The sequence below is a fragment of the Streptomyces sp. NPDC048295 genome (assembly GCF_040652135.1).
Classification (GTDB): domain Bacteria; phylum Actinomycetota; class Actinomycetes; order Streptomycetales; family Streptomycetaceae; genus Streptomyces.
Window position 1 is genome coordinate 112,684 of record NZ_JBEZLL010000009.1, and the last position, 16,125, is coordinate 128,808.

General features: G+C 68.0%; 13 protein-coding genes and 4 pseudogenes. 10 read left to right on the top strand and 7 right to left on the bottom strand.

Annotated elements, in window-relative coordinates; all coding sequences use genetic code 11:
- Positions 1–37 precede the first annotated feature (37 nt).
- A pseudogene (gene ilvC / locus AB0D53_RS15905) lies at positions 38–619 on the bottom strand (ketol-acid reductoisomerase); the annotation flags it as partial.
- Positions 620–991: 372 nt separating this feature from the next.
- Here ilvC and AB0D53_RS15910 point away from each other — a divergent pair.
- Positions 992–2,059, top strand: a complete 1,068-nt coding sequence (locus tag AB0D53_RS15910) for a ferritin-like protein (protein WP_362445945.1) — start codon at positions 992–994, stop codon at positions 2,057–2,059.
- Between the two features lie 33 nt (positions 2,060–2,092).
- Here the strand turns inward: AB0D53_RS15910 and AB0D53_RS15915 are convergent, their stop codons facing one another.
- Positions 2,093–3,274 (bottom strand): low temperature requirement protein A, encoded by a 1,182-nt coding sequence (locus tag AB0D53_RS15915; RefSeq protein ID WP_362446425.1) that lies wholly within the window; start codon positions 3,272–3,274, stop codon positions 2,093–2,095.
- Between the two features lie 366 nt (positions 3,275–3,640).
- Between AB0D53_RS15915 and AB0D53_RS15920 the strand changes: the two genes are divergently transcribed.
- Both AB0D53_RS15920 and AB0D53_RS15925 read left to right on the top strand, forming a co-directional pair.
- A complete protein-coding gene (locus AB0D53_RS15920) occupies positions 3,641–4,888 on the top strand; it encodes a cytochrome P450 (RefSeq protein WP_362445948.1) in 1,248 nt (415 codons plus the stop codon).
- A 241-nt stretch (positions 4,889–5,129) separates the two neighbouring features.
- Positions 5,130–5,570 (top strand): annotated as a pseudogene (locus AB0D53_RS15925) (transposase); the annotation flags it as partial.
- 28 nt (positions 5,571–5,598) lie between these two features.
- Here AB0D53_RS15925 and AB0D53_RS15930 read toward each other — a convergent pair.
- Positions 5,599–6,398, bottom strand: a protein-coding gene (locus AB0D53_RS15930) for an IS5 family transposase (protein WP_362446428.1) whose coding sequence is annotated in 2 segments (ribosomal slippage) — positions 5,599–6,077 and positions 6,077–6,398 — 801 coding nt in all. Because the reading frame shifts where the segments join, the coding sequence is not laid out codon by codon here.
- Positions 6,399–6,774: 376 nt separating this feature from the next.
- Complete coding sequence (locus AB0D53_RS15935; protein WP_362445952.1) at positions 6,775–7,557, bottom strand: SDR family oxidoreductase; 783 nt, start codon at positions 7,555–7,557, stop codon at positions 6,775–6,777.
- A 141-nt stretch (positions 7,558–7,698) separates the two neighbouring features.
- Between AB0D53_RS15935 and AB0D53_RS15940 the strand changes: the two genes are divergently transcribed.
- Positions 7,699–8,286, top strand: coding sequence for a helix-turn-helix domain-containing protein (locus AB0D53_RS15940; RefSeq protein WP_362445955.1), 588 nt, complete (start codon positions 7,699–7,701; stop codon positions 8,284–8,286).
- 20 nt (positions 8,287–8,306) lie between these two features.
- Positions 8,307–8,909, top strand: a pseudogene (locus AB0D53_RS15945) (helix-turn-helix domain-containing protein); the annotation flags it as partial.
- A 108-nt stretch (positions 8,910–9,017) separates the two neighbouring features.
- Here AB0D53_RS15945 and AB0D53_RS15950 read toward each other — a convergent pair.
- Complete coding sequence (locus AB0D53_RS15950; protein WP_362445959.1) at positions 9,018–9,575, bottom strand: SUKH-4 family immunity protein; 558 nt, start codon at positions 9,573–9,575, stop codon at positions 9,018–9,020.
- An 80-nt stretch (positions 9,576–9,655) separates the two neighbouring features.
- On the opposite strand from AB0D53_RS15950, the gene AB0D53_RS15955 reads away from it, so the two are divergent.
- Together AB0D53_RS15955 and AB0D53_RS15960 are read left to right on the top strand one after the other, a co-directional pair.
- Complete coding sequence (locus AB0D53_RS15955) at positions 9,656–9,910, top strand: hypothetical protein (RefSeq protein ID WP_362445962.1); 255 nt, start codon at positions 9,656–9,658, stop codon at positions 9,908–9,910.
- A gap of 201 nt (positions 9,911–10,111) precedes the next feature.
- On the top strand, positions 10,112–11,002 hold the full coding sequence (locus tag AB0D53_RS15960; protein WP_362445965.1) for a hypothetical protein: 891 nt from the start codon (positions 10,112–10,114) through the stop codon (positions 11,000–11,002).
- A gap of 426 nt (positions 11,003–11,428) precedes the next feature.
- Here the strand turns inward: AB0D53_RS15960 and AB0D53_RS15965 are convergent, their stop codons facing one another.
- Together AB0D53_RS15965 and AB0D53_RS15970 are read right to left on the bottom strand one after the other, a co-directional pair.
- Entirely contained in the window at positions 11,429–12,220 is a 792-nt protein-coding gene (locus tag AB0D53_RS15965) for a helix-turn-helix transcriptional regulator (RefSeq protein ID WP_362445968.1), read from the bottom strand.
- Between the two features lie 31 nt (positions 12,221–12,251).
- The gene (locus AB0D53_RS15970) at positions 12,252–12,518 is read right to left on the bottom strand and encodes a hypothetical protein (RefSeq protein ID WP_362445971.1); all 267 of its coding nucleotides are present in this window, start codon (positions 12,516–12,518) and stop codon (positions 12,252–12,254) included.
- 832 nt (positions 12,519–13,350) lie between these two features.
- Here AB0D53_RS15970 and AB0D53_RS15975 point away from each other — a divergent pair.
- The 3 genes and pseudogenes from AB0D53_RS15975 (at position 13,351) to AB0D53_RS15985 (ending at position 16,101) form a co-directional block, all read left to right on the top strand.
- Positions 13,351–14,239 (top strand): annotated as a pseudogene (locus AB0D53_RS15975) (IS5 family transposase).
- A gap of 657 nt (positions 14,240–14,896) precedes the next feature.
- Complete coding sequence (locus AB0D53_RS15980; protein WP_362445974.1) at positions 14,897–15,319, top strand: hypothetical protein; 423 nt, start codon at positions 14,897–14,899, stop codon at positions 15,317–15,319.
- 38 nt (positions 15,320–15,357) lie between these two features.
- Positions 15,358–16,101 (top strand): helix-turn-helix domain-containing protein, encoded by a 744-nt coding sequence (locus AB0D53_RS15985; RefSeq protein ID WP_362446430.1) that lies wholly within the window; start codon positions 15,358–15,360, stop codon positions 16,099–16,101.
- Positions 16,102–16,125 lie beyond the last annotated feature (24 nt).

Sequence of the window (16,125 nt, forward strand, 5' to 3'; positions counted from 1 at the left end):
CGGGAACGTGCGCCGCACTCCGCCTGCGGCCGACGGCCTACGCCTCCTCGTCGACCCAGCTCATCAGCTTGCGCAGCTCCCGGCCGGTGTTCTCCAGCAGTAGTTCGGAGTCCTGGACGCGATACGCGTGGTACTTCTTCAGGCCACCGTGGTACTCGGCCATCCAAGCGCGGGCGAAGGTGCCGTCCTGGATCTCGGCGAGGACCTTCTTCATCTCCGCCCTGGTGGCGTCCGTGATGATCCGCGGGCCGGTGACGTAGTCGCCCCACTCGGCCGTCTCCGAGATGGACCAGCGCATCTTCCCCAGACCGCCCTCATACATGAGGTCCACGATCAGCTTCAGCTCGTGCAGACACTCGAAGTACGCGATCTCCGGCTGGTAGCCGGCCTCGGTCAGCGTCTCGAAACCGGCCTTCACCAGGGCGGATACACCACCGGCGAGCACGACCTGCTCACCGAACAGGTCGGTCTCGGTCTCCTCGGTGAAGGTCGTCTTGATGACGCCGGCGCGGGTGCCGCCGATGCCCTTGGCGTAGGACAGCGCCAGCGCCAGAGCGGCACCCGTGGCATCCTGTTCCACGGCCACCAGACACGGCACACCGCGGCCCTCCTCGTACTGATGACCGCGACTCTGCGGTTCTGGATGAGGGCCAGATCGGCGTCCGCGTCGTAGAACAGCTCAGCCATGGAACACACCTTTCAGGACAACTCCCGTCGGCCCACCGGCCGAGACCAGGCCGACAGAGCCGGCCTGCGCAGGAGAAGGAACACGAAGAAACAGGCGAGAAGAGCCGGCAGCAGCGGCAGCAGCCGCCTCCCCGCTACCGGCGCCCGGGTGCCCCGCACACCGGACTCACCATCACAATAATGACACTATCTCACGCACACTGTGCATCGACTGCGTGCCACCTCTGCCGGACAGTGTCACAGATGCTTCCGCTCACCGGTCAGAGGACTGATACCCACGCCGACGAGCCGAAAGAGCTTTGACATGCCCCAGGACCAGTCCACCACGGCCGACGCCACCGCGACGACCGGCATCACGACCTTGGAAGACCTGCGCACCCACCTGCAGTGGGCGATCGAGGTCGAGCACTCCACCCTTCCGCCCTACCTGACCGCCCTCTACTCCCTCGACGCCGAACACAACGCGGACGCCGTCCAGTTGATCGGCGGCGTATTCGTCGAGGAAATTATCCACCTCGCCCTCGTCGCGAACCTGCTCAACGCCATCGGTGGCGAACCCCGCCTCGACGCACCGCACATGCTGCCGCCGCACCCGCGGACCATGCCGCACGCCGATCCCTCCATCGAGTTGGCACTCCTGCCGTTCGGCAAGGAGGCCCTCGGCATGTTCCTCCGCCTCGAACAGCCCGCGCACCCGGGAGACGCGGCGGAAGGCGACAACTACGAGACGATCGGACAGTTCTACGACGCGATCGAGAAGGGCCTGCGCGGCCTGTGCGCCGAACTGGGCGAGGACCAGGTCTTCACCGGCGACCCCGCCCGCCAGGTCGCCGGCGGCCCGTTCGCCCACACCGCAGGCCACCTCGCCCCCGTCACCGACCTGCGCACCGCCCTCGCGGCGCTGGAGGAGATCGTCGAACAGGGCGAGGGCGCGGCGCGGGCCGACGTCTGGGACGGGGACAAGGACCTGGCCCACCCCGAGACCAAGGCCGTCTCCCACTACTACCGCTTCCAGGAACTCGCCGTAGGACGGCGCTACCAGCCCGGTGACACCCCGCAGTCCGGCCCCACCGGGGAGACCGTGACCGTGGACCCGGCCGGAATCCGGCCGGTGCGCCCCAACCAGCAGCTGACCGACCACCCCGAAGGCCACGCGATCCGCACCGCGCAGGAGGCGTTCAACCAGACGTACTGCAAGATGCTCCAGATGCTGGAGCAGGCCTTCAACGGCAACCCGGCGATGCTGGGCATGTCCGTCGGCACCATGTACGCGGCCAAGGGCCAGGCGCAGAGCCTGATGGCGATGCAGGACGACGACGGCCTGGCGGCCGGCCCGACCTTCGAGTACATCGCACCCGAGGACCGGGTCTAGTCGGCACACGGCTGCCGTCCTGCGACGGATCCGTCAAGAGCCGGACACCTGCTCCTCGCGCCGTGCGAGGACGACAGAGCCCACGATGAGGAGCGAGGCGACGACCCCGGTCCCGAGCACGGGAAAGGGCGAGAACGTCAAGGACAGGACGACCAAAGCCGCGGCAGGCGGAAGGACGTTGCCCGCTGCGGACGCCTGGGCGGCCCGCCGGTGCAGCAGCCATACACAGATGACGAAGAGGGCGACGGGTACCGTGTACACGGCCGCGGCCTGGACATCGGTCAGCGCGCGATCACCGGTGACATGAGCGACATTGACCGCGAGCGCCGCACCGATGGCAGCCGCCGCGGCGAACACCACGTAGTACCCGTAGCCCCACAACATCGCCGTCCTCTGCGTCCGCAGTTGCCGATGAGCGTTCTGGGCGAAGTGCAGCCACCACAGCGCGAAGACGGTCAGCAGCCCGCCCAGCGCGACCGGCAGTACAGCCCCGTACCGCTGGTGAGTCTCCAACGCGGCACTGACGGCAAGCCCTGCGGCCATCACGGACTCGCCAAGCACGATCAACGTGAACAGGCCGTAGCGCTCGGCTATGTGCTGAGGGTGCCAGGTGGTGCCCTCAGCACGCTCGGCCCAGACCGGCACCGCCAGTTCCAGCACAGCCAGGACGGCGAACGTGAAGGTCCCGCCGACCACCGGCACGGCCAGCCGCACCAGCCACGCGACCTGCAGCACCAGGATGCCCACGGCGTACCGCACCGCGGACCGTCGCCGCTCCCGATCCGTACAGGCGGCACGCACCCACTGACTGACCATGGCAAGCCGCATCACCACATAGCCCCAGGTGGTGACAGCGAAGTCTCCGTGCTCCAGGGCCTTGGAGGCCCCCGCTGCCATCACCAGCGCACCGATGATCTGAACCAACGTCAGAAGCCGGTAGGGGACGTCGTCCGTGTCGTAGGCCGACGCGAACCAGGTGAAATTCATCCAGGCCCACCAGATCGCGAAGAACACGAGCGCATATCCGAGCAGACCGTGCCCTGCACGCCCCGAGACCAACTCGTGCTCGAACGCGGACGACGCCTGTGCGACAGCCACCACGAAACACAGATCGAAAAACAACTCCAGCGCACTGGCGGCACGATGTTCCTCACCGGACCGGCGAGCCAGCATCGGCCGGTACCAGGCGGTGAATGTGTTCGTGGACTGACTCATGACGTCCTGATCTCTGGGCGGAACGGCCTTCGACGACGCCTTCATTTCAAGTCGGCGTTCGTCGGCCGAAGGTCGTCGGATACGACCGGGCCCGACGACGATTTGTGACACGCGCCCGAGGACACGCGTTCGAGGACATGCCCACACCCCGACGACCGATCGCCGTGCAGACCCGCTTGAGAACGTGCTCGGTGACGTGCTCGTCGACTGCTGAGGGGTCGCAGAACGGGCCGTCCGAGCGACCTGCGTGTCACAAGGAGCCGGGCCGCACTGTCAGTAGTGTGAGGCCGACAGAGAGTGCGTCGGCTGACTACACGAACTACACGAACTGCCGTGACCCCGGCCACCCGCCCTGGAGGAACCTCCATGACCGAACAGGTCCCACAGTCGTCGCCCCTCGTCCTGGACCCCGAAGCCTCTGACCACCACGCCGAGCACCAGGCGCTACGCGCCTGCGGCCCGGCTACCCGCGTCGATGTCCTGGGCCTGACCGTCTGGTCGGTCACGGACCCCACCCTCCTCAAGCAGCTGCTCACCAGCGCGCAGGTCTCCAAGAACGGCCGCGCTCACTGGCCCGCCTACACCGACACCGTGTCCACGTGGCCGCTCGCCCTGTGGATCGCGGTGGAGAGCATGTTCACGGCGTACGGCGGCGATCACCGCAGGCTGCGGCGGATGGTGGCGCCGGCGCTCAGCGCCCGCCGCATCCAGGACCTGCGGCCGACAGTGGAAGCGATCGTCACCGCCCTCCTCGATGACCTCGACACACAGCCTTCCAGCCGGAGCGTGGACCTGCGCGAACACTTCGCCTACCCCCTGTCCATCGCGGTCCTCGGCCGCCTCATGGGCATCCCCGACACCCAACTGCAGGGCTTCCGCACCGTGGTGGACGGCGTCTTCGACACCACGGCCACCGCCGCGCGGGCTGCCGAGAACACAGCATCCCTCTACAAAGCCCTCGACGACCTGATCGCCACCAAACGCGCCGAACCTGCCGACGACATGACTACTCTCCTCATCGCCGCCCGCGACGACGAGGGTGACGGCGACGGTTTCACCGACCGCGAGCTGCGCGACACACTCCTGCTGATGATCAGCGCCGGCTACGAGACCACGGTGAACGTCATCGACCAGGCGGCCACCGCCCTGCTGACCGACCCCGAACAGCTCGGCCATCTCCGTGCGGGCCGGGCAACCTGGGACGACGTCGTGGAGGAAACCCTGCGCCACGAACCCGCCATCAAGCACCTGCCTCTGCGCTACGCCCTTACGGACATCCCCCTGCCCGGCGGCGGGACGATCCCCCGCGGTGACGCGATCCTCGCCTCCTACGCTGCCGCCAACCGCCACCCGGACTGGCACGGTCCCACCGCCGACCGCTTCGACGTCACCCGGCCGACAAAAGACCACCTCTCGTTCGGCCATGGCGTCCACTTCTGCCTGGGCGCCCCGCTGGCCCGTCTGGAGATGGCCACGGCGCTGCGCCTGCTTCTCGCCCGCTTCCCCGACATTGAACTGGCCGTTCCCGCGACCCAGTTGCAGCCTTTGCCCACTCTGATCAGCAACGGTCACCGGACGTTGCCGATCCATCTTCGCCGCAGGACGGTTGGATAACCGGATTCGCACATCTACAGCTGCTTCGCCCACCGGTAAACCGCAAGGCGTGCGTGACGAGTGTCAGGAGACCGTACGCGAGCGGTGTCCTTTCTTCGTGCCAGAGGGCCGCGAAGGCTCGCGTGCGAGGTTCCCGCGGCCATCGTTGATCAGGCGCACGGCGCAGCCTCACGGATCCCACGGATATTGCCCACTACATCTGCTTCTCCTCGGCCGGGACCCCGTTGGAGGAACTCGCGCGCGCAAGCGTCACCTGATCACCGACACGCTCGGCCTGGTCCTGACCGTTTTTGTCACCGCTGCCTCCGTCCACGACTCGGCCGGCGGCAAGCAGGCTCTGACCGAGCTGGCGGCGGCTCATCCGGGCGTGACCAAGGTGTGGGCCGACGGCGGTTACCAGACCAGCGTCATCCAGCACGGCGCGCGCCTCGGGATCGATGTGGAGGTGGCGCAACGACCGAAGGAGAAGGGCTTCCAGCCGCTGCTCAAACGGTGGGTGATCGAGCGGACCTTCGGCTGGCTGATGCAGCACCGCCGCCTGGCACGTGACTATGAGGCACTGCCGCAGAGATCCCGAACGATGATCCACTGGGCGATGGCTAACAGAGTGAGCCGCGAACTCACCCGAGAATCTGCACCAACCTGGCGAATCGAAACGGACATCGCGCCTGTATCTGTGTGAACGTTGATCAGATGCTCTCTAAGAACTCCTAACGGAATGCGCTGGTCGGGGCGGCAACCAGTCGGCGCCAGCAGATCAGCGCGCATCCGAGGGTCAGGAAGGCTTCGTGGATGTCGTCGCGGATCTCCCAGCGGATCCGCAGGCGGCGGAACCAGTGCAGGTGGGCGAAGGCACGCTCCACGACCCAGCGTTGGGCGCCCAGCCCTGAGCCGTGCTCGGTGCCGCGCTGGGCGATCACCGGCTTCACGCCGAGCGCCCAGACAAGGCGTCGGTACTTGTCGTGGTCGTAGCCCCGGTCACCGAGCACGATGTCCGGACGGCGCCGAGGCCGGCCGCGCTTGCCCCGCACCGGTGGAACCGCTTCGAGCAGCGGGATGAGCTGGGTGACGTCGTTGCGGGTGCCGCCGGTCAGGGTGACGGCGAGCGGGATGCCGGTGGCATCCGTGATCAGGTGATGCTTACTGCCCGTCCTGCCCCGGTCAACAGGACTTCGTCCTGTCTTGGGTCGCCTTTTAGCGCCCGAATGTGGGAGCCGTCGACCGCCGCTCGGGAGAAGTCCAGGGCGTTGACGCTGCGAAGCTTGGCGAGGAGAACCTCGTGCAGCCGCGGCCACACACCCGCCTCGGTCCACTCGGCCAGACGCCTCCAGCACGTCATGCCCGAACCGAAGCCGAGTTCCTGCGGCAGGTGTTCCCAGGAGACTCCGGTGTGCAGCATGAACAGGATGCCCTGGAACACCAACCGATCCGGATGCCGCTTGCGCCCGGGATACCGAAACCACCGCTCCACCCTCGGCAGCAACGGCTCGACCACCGCCCAGTCACGCAGGTTGGCCTGGGCGAAGCCGTAGGCAGCGGCGGCCGCCCCGTGATTGGGGTCAGAGAGCGAGTACTCCAGGGCGGTCCTCCTCTCGGGGATGACACAGGCAGGCGTGGCGAGCTCCGCATCGCATCGAATTTTCGCCTGGACTGGGCTGTCCCACTTGACGTTGGGCTGAGTGGGGATGCTGCCCGTGGTGGTGACGTACATGTGGGACTTCGTCTGGAAGCTGTCCGACGCGCCAGAAGCGACGTTGCTGTTGTAGGTGACAGATCCGGACGCCTGCGCACCTACGCCCAGAGTCCATGACCTGCGGCCCCAAGGCCCTGGGCCCTGTCTCCCCGATCACGGCTGGAGAGACAGGGAAGAGGGATAAGGAAGGTGTTCAGGCGGTCTTGATCGCTCCGCCGTCGATGACATGGTCGGCGCCGGTGGTCGCGGCGGCGAGCGGTGAAATGAGGTATGTGACGAGGGCCGCGACCTCGTCCGGTTCGACGAGACGGTCGATGAGCATGCCCGTCGCCGCAGGCAGACCGGCCAGGAGGTCGGATTGCGGGATGCCCATGGACGCGGCCAGCTCAGCGCCGTAGCCGGTCGGGCTCTCCCACATGTCGGTGCGGACCGGACCGGGGGAGACGGTGTTTACCCGCACCCCCTTCGGGCCGAACTCGTGGACGAGGGCCTTGCTGAACGCGGTCAGTGCGGCCTTGGCCGTCGTGTAGGCGACAGGGCCGCCGTGCGGGACACGGGCGCCCATGGAGGACACGTTGACGATCGCGCCGCGAGCGGACAGCAGGGCGGGCATGGCCGCGCGGGTCACACGGACGGTCGCGAAGAAGTTCAGGTCCACCACCCGTGCCCACTGTGCGTCCGTCAGGTCCAGGAAGCCGCCGCTCAGACCGCCGTCACCACCGCCGATGTTGTTGACCAGGATGTCGATGCCGCCCAACTCGGCCGTGGCCTGGGTGACGAGGCTCTCGGCTCCGGCGGGGTCGGACAGGTCCACCGCGACCAGCGTCGCGCCGACCGCCTCCAGTCCCGGGGTGGGGGTGCGAGCTGCCGCGACGACCCTGACGCCCTCGGCGGTCAGGGCCCGGACGACGGCCAGCCCGATGCCGCGACTGGCACCCGTAACCAGGGCGGTCTTGCCGTTCAGTTCCAGATCCATGGTGTCCCTCCACGACTAAGAGCATCTCGTTTGTCGCAGAGAACGTAGAACATGCAACACAGTTGTTGCAACTACTTGGAGAGTCGACACATGGATGTACCATCGTCAAGTCGTCCTCCGAACCAGAAGGGCCGTACTCCCATGGCGCTGCCAGCCTCCGCCAAACCGCTCCGCGCCGACGCCGAACGCACGGTCCGCGCGATCCTCGAAGCCGCAGAGCGAGTACTGTCCGCGAACCCAGCGGCGTCGATGGAACAGATCGCCGAGGCCGCCGGGGTCGCCCGGACCACCGTGCACCGGCGGTTCGCCTCACGGGAGGCTCTGATCGCAGCACTGGCCGCATGGGCAACACGGCAGTTCCACGACGCTGTCGAAGCTGCCCGGCCGGACACCACCCCACCTGCCGTAGCGCTCTACCAGGCCACCGCGAACGTGCTGCGCGTGAAGATCGGATGGGGCTTCGCCATGAGCGCCCTCCCCACCGACGCCCCCGAGGTCGCACGCATGCACGCCGCGGTGCTGGCCCAGTGCGAGCGGCTGTTCACCCGGCTTCGCGACGCCGGGCTCCTGCGGCCCGACACCGATCTGGACTGGGCGCGGCGCGTGTACTACGCACTCATCCACGAAGCAGCAGTCGAAGCACCGGACACCGACGCCGCCGTGGACACCCTCGCCACACGGGTGGTCGACACTCTGTTGCACGGCATCGGCACGCCGACCACCCCCTGATACCAACCCCCTCGGCCCAGATGGTGCTGCTGTCCGCGCAGCGCATGCCGGTGGCGAAGATCGCCCAGGTGACGTTCATCGGCGTGGCTCTACCCCGAGTAGAAAGGCGGCCGGCCCAGTACGTTCACCCCTGTCCGAGCACCGTGAGATCAAGAAGACCGCGAAGTCCAAGTCCGTCGAGCACGGCCTGCCGGTCTCGACCTGGAGCCTGGCGGAACTGGCCGACTTCCTGGTCGCCGAGGGGGTGGTCGACGACATCAGCCACGAGGGCCTGCGCATCCTGCTTCGCGAGGAGGGTGTCTCCTTTCAACGCGTGAAGACCTGGAAGGCCTCCCGCGCCCCGACCACGCGGCCAAGAAGGCATGGGTTGAACACCACTACGCGATCGCTGACGGCGAGGTCATACCCGAGGACGGCGAGCCCAAAGTCACCTTCTGTATGGACGGGCTCGGCCCCCTCAACCTTCAGCCCCACCCCGGATGGCAGTGGGTCGAACGAGGCGGCTGGCACAAGAACCCCGACCGCGAGCCCAGACCCCGGCGGCGGGCACCTGCACCCGCCCGCACGGCGTCCGCAACCTGTTTGCTACCTACGACCTGGCCAAGGTCCACGGGGGCCTCCGCGCCGCAGCACGGTGTGATCACAACCCCCACAAAAAGATCATCTCAGCGACGAGCCTGACACCCTTGCCCGCCCGGAGGCATACGGCCCGTGACTTTGCCGGGCCGAGGTCAGTAGAGCCAGCGGTCCAGGAGCCCTGGCCAGAGAAACCCCTCGTAGCCGTTGAAGGCTGCCGGGTCGATCTCCTCCAGCTCCTTGGCCAGCTGGTTCAGCTCCGCGAAGGCCCGCTTTTCCTTCTCAGGGAAGTACTCCTCGGGACCGTCCGGCTCGCTGAGAAGCTCAGAGGCTGTGACTCGGCTGCCGTAACAGTGAAGAACGTCGAGCCACACGCCGACACCCGAGTCGGCGAACCATGCCTCCCCATCCGGCATGACGAAGTAGACCGCCCCGGTCTCCGGCTCGACGCCGAACGATGACCGCTCGGCCTGGTCATCGGGGTCCGCCTGCTCGGTGAGACGGTAGAGCGGGCCCCGGGACGTGAGCAGGGCTGGCTCAGCCTCGCCCTGCATCATGACTCGTTCGATGAGGCGCGGAGCTACCGGGATGCCCACCTCGACGAGCTGTGCCTTCATGAAGCCCGGGATCCGCCAGCCGGCCACAGTGTCCCGTCCGGCTCGCGTGACATGCCCCAGACCGGCCCACTCGGTCAGCTGGTCGTACGTTGCCATCGAACGATCCTCTTCCGCCGGCTGTGGCCCTGGCCCTATCGAGCCGGGTCCGGCGCAGCTCTCTTCAACATCTCGACTCCATGCTGACCGGCTATCGGGCCGAGCTGGAGATCCATCGAGCGGACGAGGAGTCCGACTTCGTCAACGGCGGCCCGTTCAGCGAGTGGCTATGGAAACGCCTTGGCATGTCGTACCCCAGCGCGCTGAGGTGGGCTGTCGAGGTCGAACGAGAGGCTGAGCGAAGAAACATGCGAGCAATCGAACTCTTCTTCGCATTCCTTGACGGATTCCTCGCAGAACACGGCAACACGGGATCCACAGGAGCGATGCGGTAAGAGTTTCCCTACTTCATCAAGGCACCCGCCGCGCATGCCGCAGCACGTGCGGTCGTCGCCCGGGCCTGCGCTCCTGGGAGATACGCGCGAAAGGGGACTCCATGGCGCTGACTTGCCGAAAGCAACTTTCGCGCTGAAACCCACGTCTGCCAGTGGGAAAGGGGCCGAACCCCACCGACCCATGCATGAACGGAGCTTTCGGTGCTCATAGGACTACTCGCCGCCGTGGCAGCGTCTATCTGTTACGGCACGGGCTCCGTCCTGCAGGCCGTCGGATCACGGAAGTCAGCCCGCCGTGAGGCCGCCGCGGGCAGCATGACCCAGCACGGTGGCCCGAGCCTGTCGTCCACTGCGAAGGCGGCGATGACCTGGGAGTTCATCGCCGGGACCATCCTGGACTTCGTCGGCTTCGGGCTCGGCGTACTGGCGGCGCGCCTCCTGCCACTGTTCCTGTCGCAGACCGTGATCAGCGCCAACCTGGTGATCACGGCGGTGCTGAGCATCAAGCTCCTCAGCATCCGCCTCACCCGCGCCGAGTGGACCTCGATCGCTGTCGTCTGCTCCGCGCTGGTACTTCTCGCGACAGCGGCGGGCCCAGAAGGCACTGGCGACACCCCGATCTCCACGCACTGGTGGCTGCTGGGGATCTCGCTGCTCCTGATCGTGGGCGGCACCGTGGTTGTACGCCTACTCGGGGCGCGCGCCGCGATCCCGGCCGGCCTGCTGTCCGGACTCGGCTTCGGCGCCCTCGGCGTCGGGGTCCGTGTGCTGAACGGCATCGACCCTTTCGATCCGGCAGCACTGCTCTGCGACCCGGCGCTCTACGCGATCCTGGTGGGAGGCATCGGCGGCATGTACCTGCACACGGTCGCCCTGCAGGTCGGCTCGGTCAACGGCGCCACCGCCGCGCTGGTCGTCGGCGAGACCGTCCTGCCGGGCATCATCGGCGTGCTGTGGCTCGGCGATGCCTCCCGTCCCGGCTTCGCCTGGGCAGCTATCACCGGATTCGTGCTCGCCGTATCGGGCGCGGTGGCAGTGGCCTGGTTCGGGTCCCCGACAGGACATGACAGCGACCTGAAGCAGCGCCCGTGACACCCATCAAGCGCGCCCCGGGCCTCCAACGTGCTTCCACGGAGCACGTCCAGGCGCCCCGCCGGGGCGCCGCGTACCACCGGCGAGCAGAAGCCTGCCAAGCCTGGTGCGCGCCAGGCCCAGTGGATCGACGGATCCCGAAGCAGTGCGCGGGCGACGGGCGGAGGGGCTGAGATGATCAGGCGGTGACGACGAGCCGAGAACTCCGCGAGATCGAGCGGCGGCTGACCCGGATGCAGTAGCGCCCCACCCCGGCGGAGAACGCGCTCGGCCGCGGCTTCCTCGCGGTGGAGAAGGACGCGCGTGCCGCGACAACCGCGATCGGCTACCCACGAGGGAGCGACAGCTGGGAGGCGACCACGCTGGAATACCTGGCGGCCGTCCGGCTCATCGCCGAGCGCGTCGAGCGGGAGCTGCTGTCACCGGTCACGCGACGGTTGGCCTCCGTCCGGGAACAACATGGACCGTGAGGCGTTCGCGAGGCGACAGAGTCCGTTCGCTGATCGCCGGCAGGACGTCGGCCGTCACCATCTCGCCGTCTCTGGAGCGCGTCAGCCGACGCTGGATCGCCCCGGCACGCTCCGAGTGCCGGGGCGGCCCTGCGAACCACTCGCTGCCCTTCGGCCTGACCAACTCCAGGACGACCGCGTCAGCGGCCTCCGCCGCGTCCTGCTTCTCAAGCCGCCATGCTCGGCTCCACGCGCCCACCCAGGCCGCCTGCTCCCGCTCGGGAAGGTCGCAGACATTGAGGAAGGCGAGGAACTGGTCCATGTTGTGCGGCAACGCCTGCCGGTTCACGATGCGGCGCGCGGTGCTCCGGGGCAGTGCTCCGAACCCGCCGGCCCGCTCCTCCATTGAGCGGAAGGACGGCGAGCCGGCTCGGCGGTACAGCTCCACGAGGGCTACCCCGAGGTCGGCGAAGTCACGAACCAGCTCAAGCCGCGGGGCGGACAGCCGCTGGCCGCCCTGCGGCCGGGTCTCCTCGTACCGGGCCCGCTTCCACAGGAACTTCGCCATATCCGGGGAAGCGTCGCAGGCCTGGGCGTAGGCGAGCACCGTGCCCAGCTTCGGCATGGAGTCACCCGACGCGACACGCTGCAGAGTGGTGGCATGGAACCCGGTCCGGGAACCAAGCTCCCGGTAGGTCAGCCCGGCCTGTCCCCGCTGCTCACGCATCCACTCCACCAGCATCCGCAGAGACTTGTTGCTGGTGGCCACAGGTCGCTCTTGACGTCCCATGGTGCGGACCTCAGGCGGCGGGCGCCGACGTGAGTACGGCGCGCAGCGCCGTCCGTACGGCCCGGGTGGGCGCGCCTGTGGCGAGCGCGACGACCAGGACGGCGACGAGACCCGCGCCGGCGACGAGCTGCAGCACGTCGAGGACCGGAAGGCCGGAGACGATCGCGAGGACGGACGCCACGGTGACGATCACGATCACGACGACCGCTTCGGGGCCGTTCAGACGCTGAGGGAGGGAGGGCGTGCCCTGCACGCAGGAAGCCGAAGATGCGGCCACGGGGAATCTCCTGACTGAGTGGTCCGGCGGCCGAGACCGCCGGACCGTGCTTGATATGGCTCCAACCGGGTTGCGGCCACGAGCAGTTGGCGCTGCTCTCCGTGTGGCGCGTGGACAGAATGTTGTCAGGCTGTGCGGGCATCCCCGACCCGCCACCCGTGGTCACGGCACGTTTGATGCGGCCGTGGCTTACAGGTTTTCCAGCATCTCTTGGTAAGTGATGGCGGCTACAGACGGCACCGCTCGCCGTCCTGAGCAGCGAAGTTCCCCAATTGTCAGGGGGATGTGGTAGCGCAGTTTGATGCGCGGACGCGCCAATCGGGCTTGCACGCGTGCAAGACGGGCTGTCACGATCCGCGGGCTGTCCGACCGTCGTGTAACGAATAGTCGGATGCCCTGGCTAGCTTCTGGCTCCAACCGTTGCCGAGCAGGGATGTGCGGTCGCACGTTGGCGCGTGAGGCCGAGGAAGGGCCGGTACGCAGACGCGTATCGGCCCTCTCGCTTCTCAGGCTCGGTCAGCGGCCGATGCTCTGCATGGGCCTGGACGCTGGCCTCGGCCCCAAGGTCATCGGCGACGTCATCACTCGCGCCGACCTCACGCCGACCGGACCATGATCGTTCTCACCGGGATTTCCTGTACCTCGACTACTCACACCCGATGTTCGGCTACATGCAGCGTGACGATGGCTGGGACGACAACGCCTCCTCCGGCCTCGCCTGACCCTGGATGACTCAGTCAGATCGAATCTATTGGGGCTAACAGATCTAACCCGGGCTTGATGTGTGTCCGGACGCAGCCACATTGCTAAGGCGTGTCTGATAATTGATCTCGTGACGGGTCGAGGCGAGCTGACGGACGCTGCGTGGGAGCGAATAGAGCCCCTCCTGCCGCAGGTGGACGGCCGCGGCCGTCCATGGCGTGATCACCGGCAGGTGTTCAACGGCGTGCTGTGGCGGCTGCGGACCGGGGCTCCGTGGCGAGACCTGCCGGATCGGTACGGCCCGTGGTAAACCGTCTACGAGAGGTTCGCCCGCTGGGAGGCGGACGGCACCTGGGCGAAGCTCCTGGAACACGCCCAGGTCCGCGATGACGCAGTGGGTCGGGTCGAATGGATCGTCGCTGTCGACTCCACGGTCAACCGGGCCCACCAGCACGCGGCCGGCGCCCGCAAAAGGGGATGCAGACGGGGACGAACTGGAAGATCCGGGCCGCTCGCAGACGCGCCAGGCCCTCGGCCGGTCCCTGGGCGGGCTGACCACCAAGGTCCACCTCGCCGTCGACGGCCGGGGCCTGCCGCTGTCGATCGTGCTCACCCCGGGCAACGTCAACGACGCCACCGCGTTCGCCGACGTCCTCGACTCGATCCGCATCCCGCGTGCGGCCACGGGCCGTCCGCGCACGACACCGCAGCGCGTGCTGGGCGACAAGGCCTACTCCAGCAGGGCCATCCGCCATCTGCCACGACGCCGCGGCATCGCCGTCACGATCCCCGAGCGCCGCGACCAGGCGGCCAACCGCCGACGCCGTGGACGCCTCGGCGGCCGGCCGCCCGCCTTCGACAAGGAGATCTACCGCGACCGCAACGTGGTCGAACGATGCTTCGCCCGCCTCAAGCAGTTCCGCGCGATCGCGACCAGGTTCGACAAACTCGCCGACCACTACCGCGCCGGAGTCGTCCTGGCCTCCCTGATCATCTGGCTCCGCGAACCAGCCAGATGATCATTTGTCAGACACCCCGTAGGGGAAGGGGCGGCCCGCTGTCGTTCCCGGACCGGGGGACGGCGGGAGATGGGGCACGGAGGTGCTGGGAAGGACCCGGGACCGCGGGGCGCTGGGGGCAGGTTCGGGCGGGGGGAGAATGCAGGCATGGCGATGTGCAAGAAGTGCGGTGCGCGGAAGCGCGGCTGGTCTCGTTCCTGTCCGCGGTGCCGTTCCGGTGCGGACCACGCGGACGTAGCTGCAGATGCTACCGAGGTGGCGGTGGAGACGGGACTGCTCGGGTGGATCGGACGGGGGATCACGGGAGCCGCGCGGCTGGTACTGCGCGCGTTCGACTGACCGGGCTCACACCGGTGTGGGCCCGGTCAGCGCAATGGAGTCGACTGCCCGCGCAGGGGCTTTGACCTTGATCATGTTGTCGTGGCCGGGAAGCGCAGCACGAAGCAGCGAATACTCGTAGTCAACAGGTACGCGCCCCCACTTGGCCCGACCGGCGCCGGAGACCTCTCACGCTCGGAGGACGCCGCGTCCGCACCGGGAAGCCCTTTACATGCCCCGGAGCATGTACCTATGGAAAATGCCAGAACTCCCACCGGGGGCGAGCACTTTGCGTAGCCTCGGGGCACAGCCGTACACCGCGTCGGGAGAGGAGTCCGCGTGCCCGGAATCGACGAGTGCTTACTCGAAGTCATGGGGCTGCCCGGTGCCCGCGGCGCCGCGGTGGTCGACTGGACGAGCGGTCTCGCCCTCGGCACCATCGGCGACTCGCCCAACGGCGATCACGAGGCCACCGCCGCGGAGACGGCCGAGGTGGCGAGAATGGCGGCCGAACAGCCCGCCTTCGCGCTGCCCGCTTCCGCCACCTCAACATCCTTGAAACAAGGGGAGGTTGAGGGAACAGCGCCTCCGGTCGAGGATGTCATCGTCACCACCCGCGCCGGGTACCACATCCTCCGTTTCGTCGAGACGGCCTTCGACAGCAGTGTCTTCCTGCACCTGTGGCTCGACCGTGCGGAAGGCAATCTGGCTCTCGCCCGAATACGGCTGGGCGAGATGGCGGAGCGGCTGGTCCTGGCGTGAGAGCTACCGCCCCCGCACCAGCCACGGCTCTCTCCCCGATGCTGCAGCGCCTCGCCGCCGAACGTGCCACCGGCGCCCTGATGCGCGACCGCGGCACCCTCTATCTCGCCGACGGCCAGGTGATGCACGCCGAGAGCCCGGCGACACCCGGTATCGATGTCCTGCTCACCACGGGCGGCGCCCTGCACCGCGACGGCTGGTGGGACGCGGTCGCCCGGGCGGGCGCCGGGCAGCGCGTCGGCCGATATCTCGTGGACAGCGGATGGATACCGGGCGGGGCCCTGGAACTGTGCCATCTGGGCGCGTTGTACGACGCCGCGTTCTTCGCCCTGGCGCCCGCCCGTACTCCGGCCCGCTTCCGCTACGGGGTCTCCCACTGGATCGGCCCCGTCCGCCCCGTCCCCGTCGACGCCGTGCACCGCGAAACGCTCCGGCGCCGGGAACTGCTGGACCGGATCTGGCCCAAAGCGGTGACCGACAGCGCACCGCTCGTACGGGCCGCGCATCCGGTCGATGCCCCCGTTCCGCCCCGCCAACGCCGCATACTCGATCTTGTGGACGGGGCACGTACCGCATCGGACATCGCCCGGGAGCTGGGCCGGTCGGCGTTCCACGTCCTGGTCGATCTGCGGCGGCTGGCAGCGGCCGGGCTGGTGGACGCGTTACGGGAAACACCCGGCCCCACCGCTTCCACCTCCGGCCGGATCACGTTTCCGGAGGTCACGGCCGACCCCGACGTCGCCCTGTTGCGTCGGCTCCGAGAGGCATTGGAGGCCCTGTGATACGTGCACTCAGACAGCGTGCCG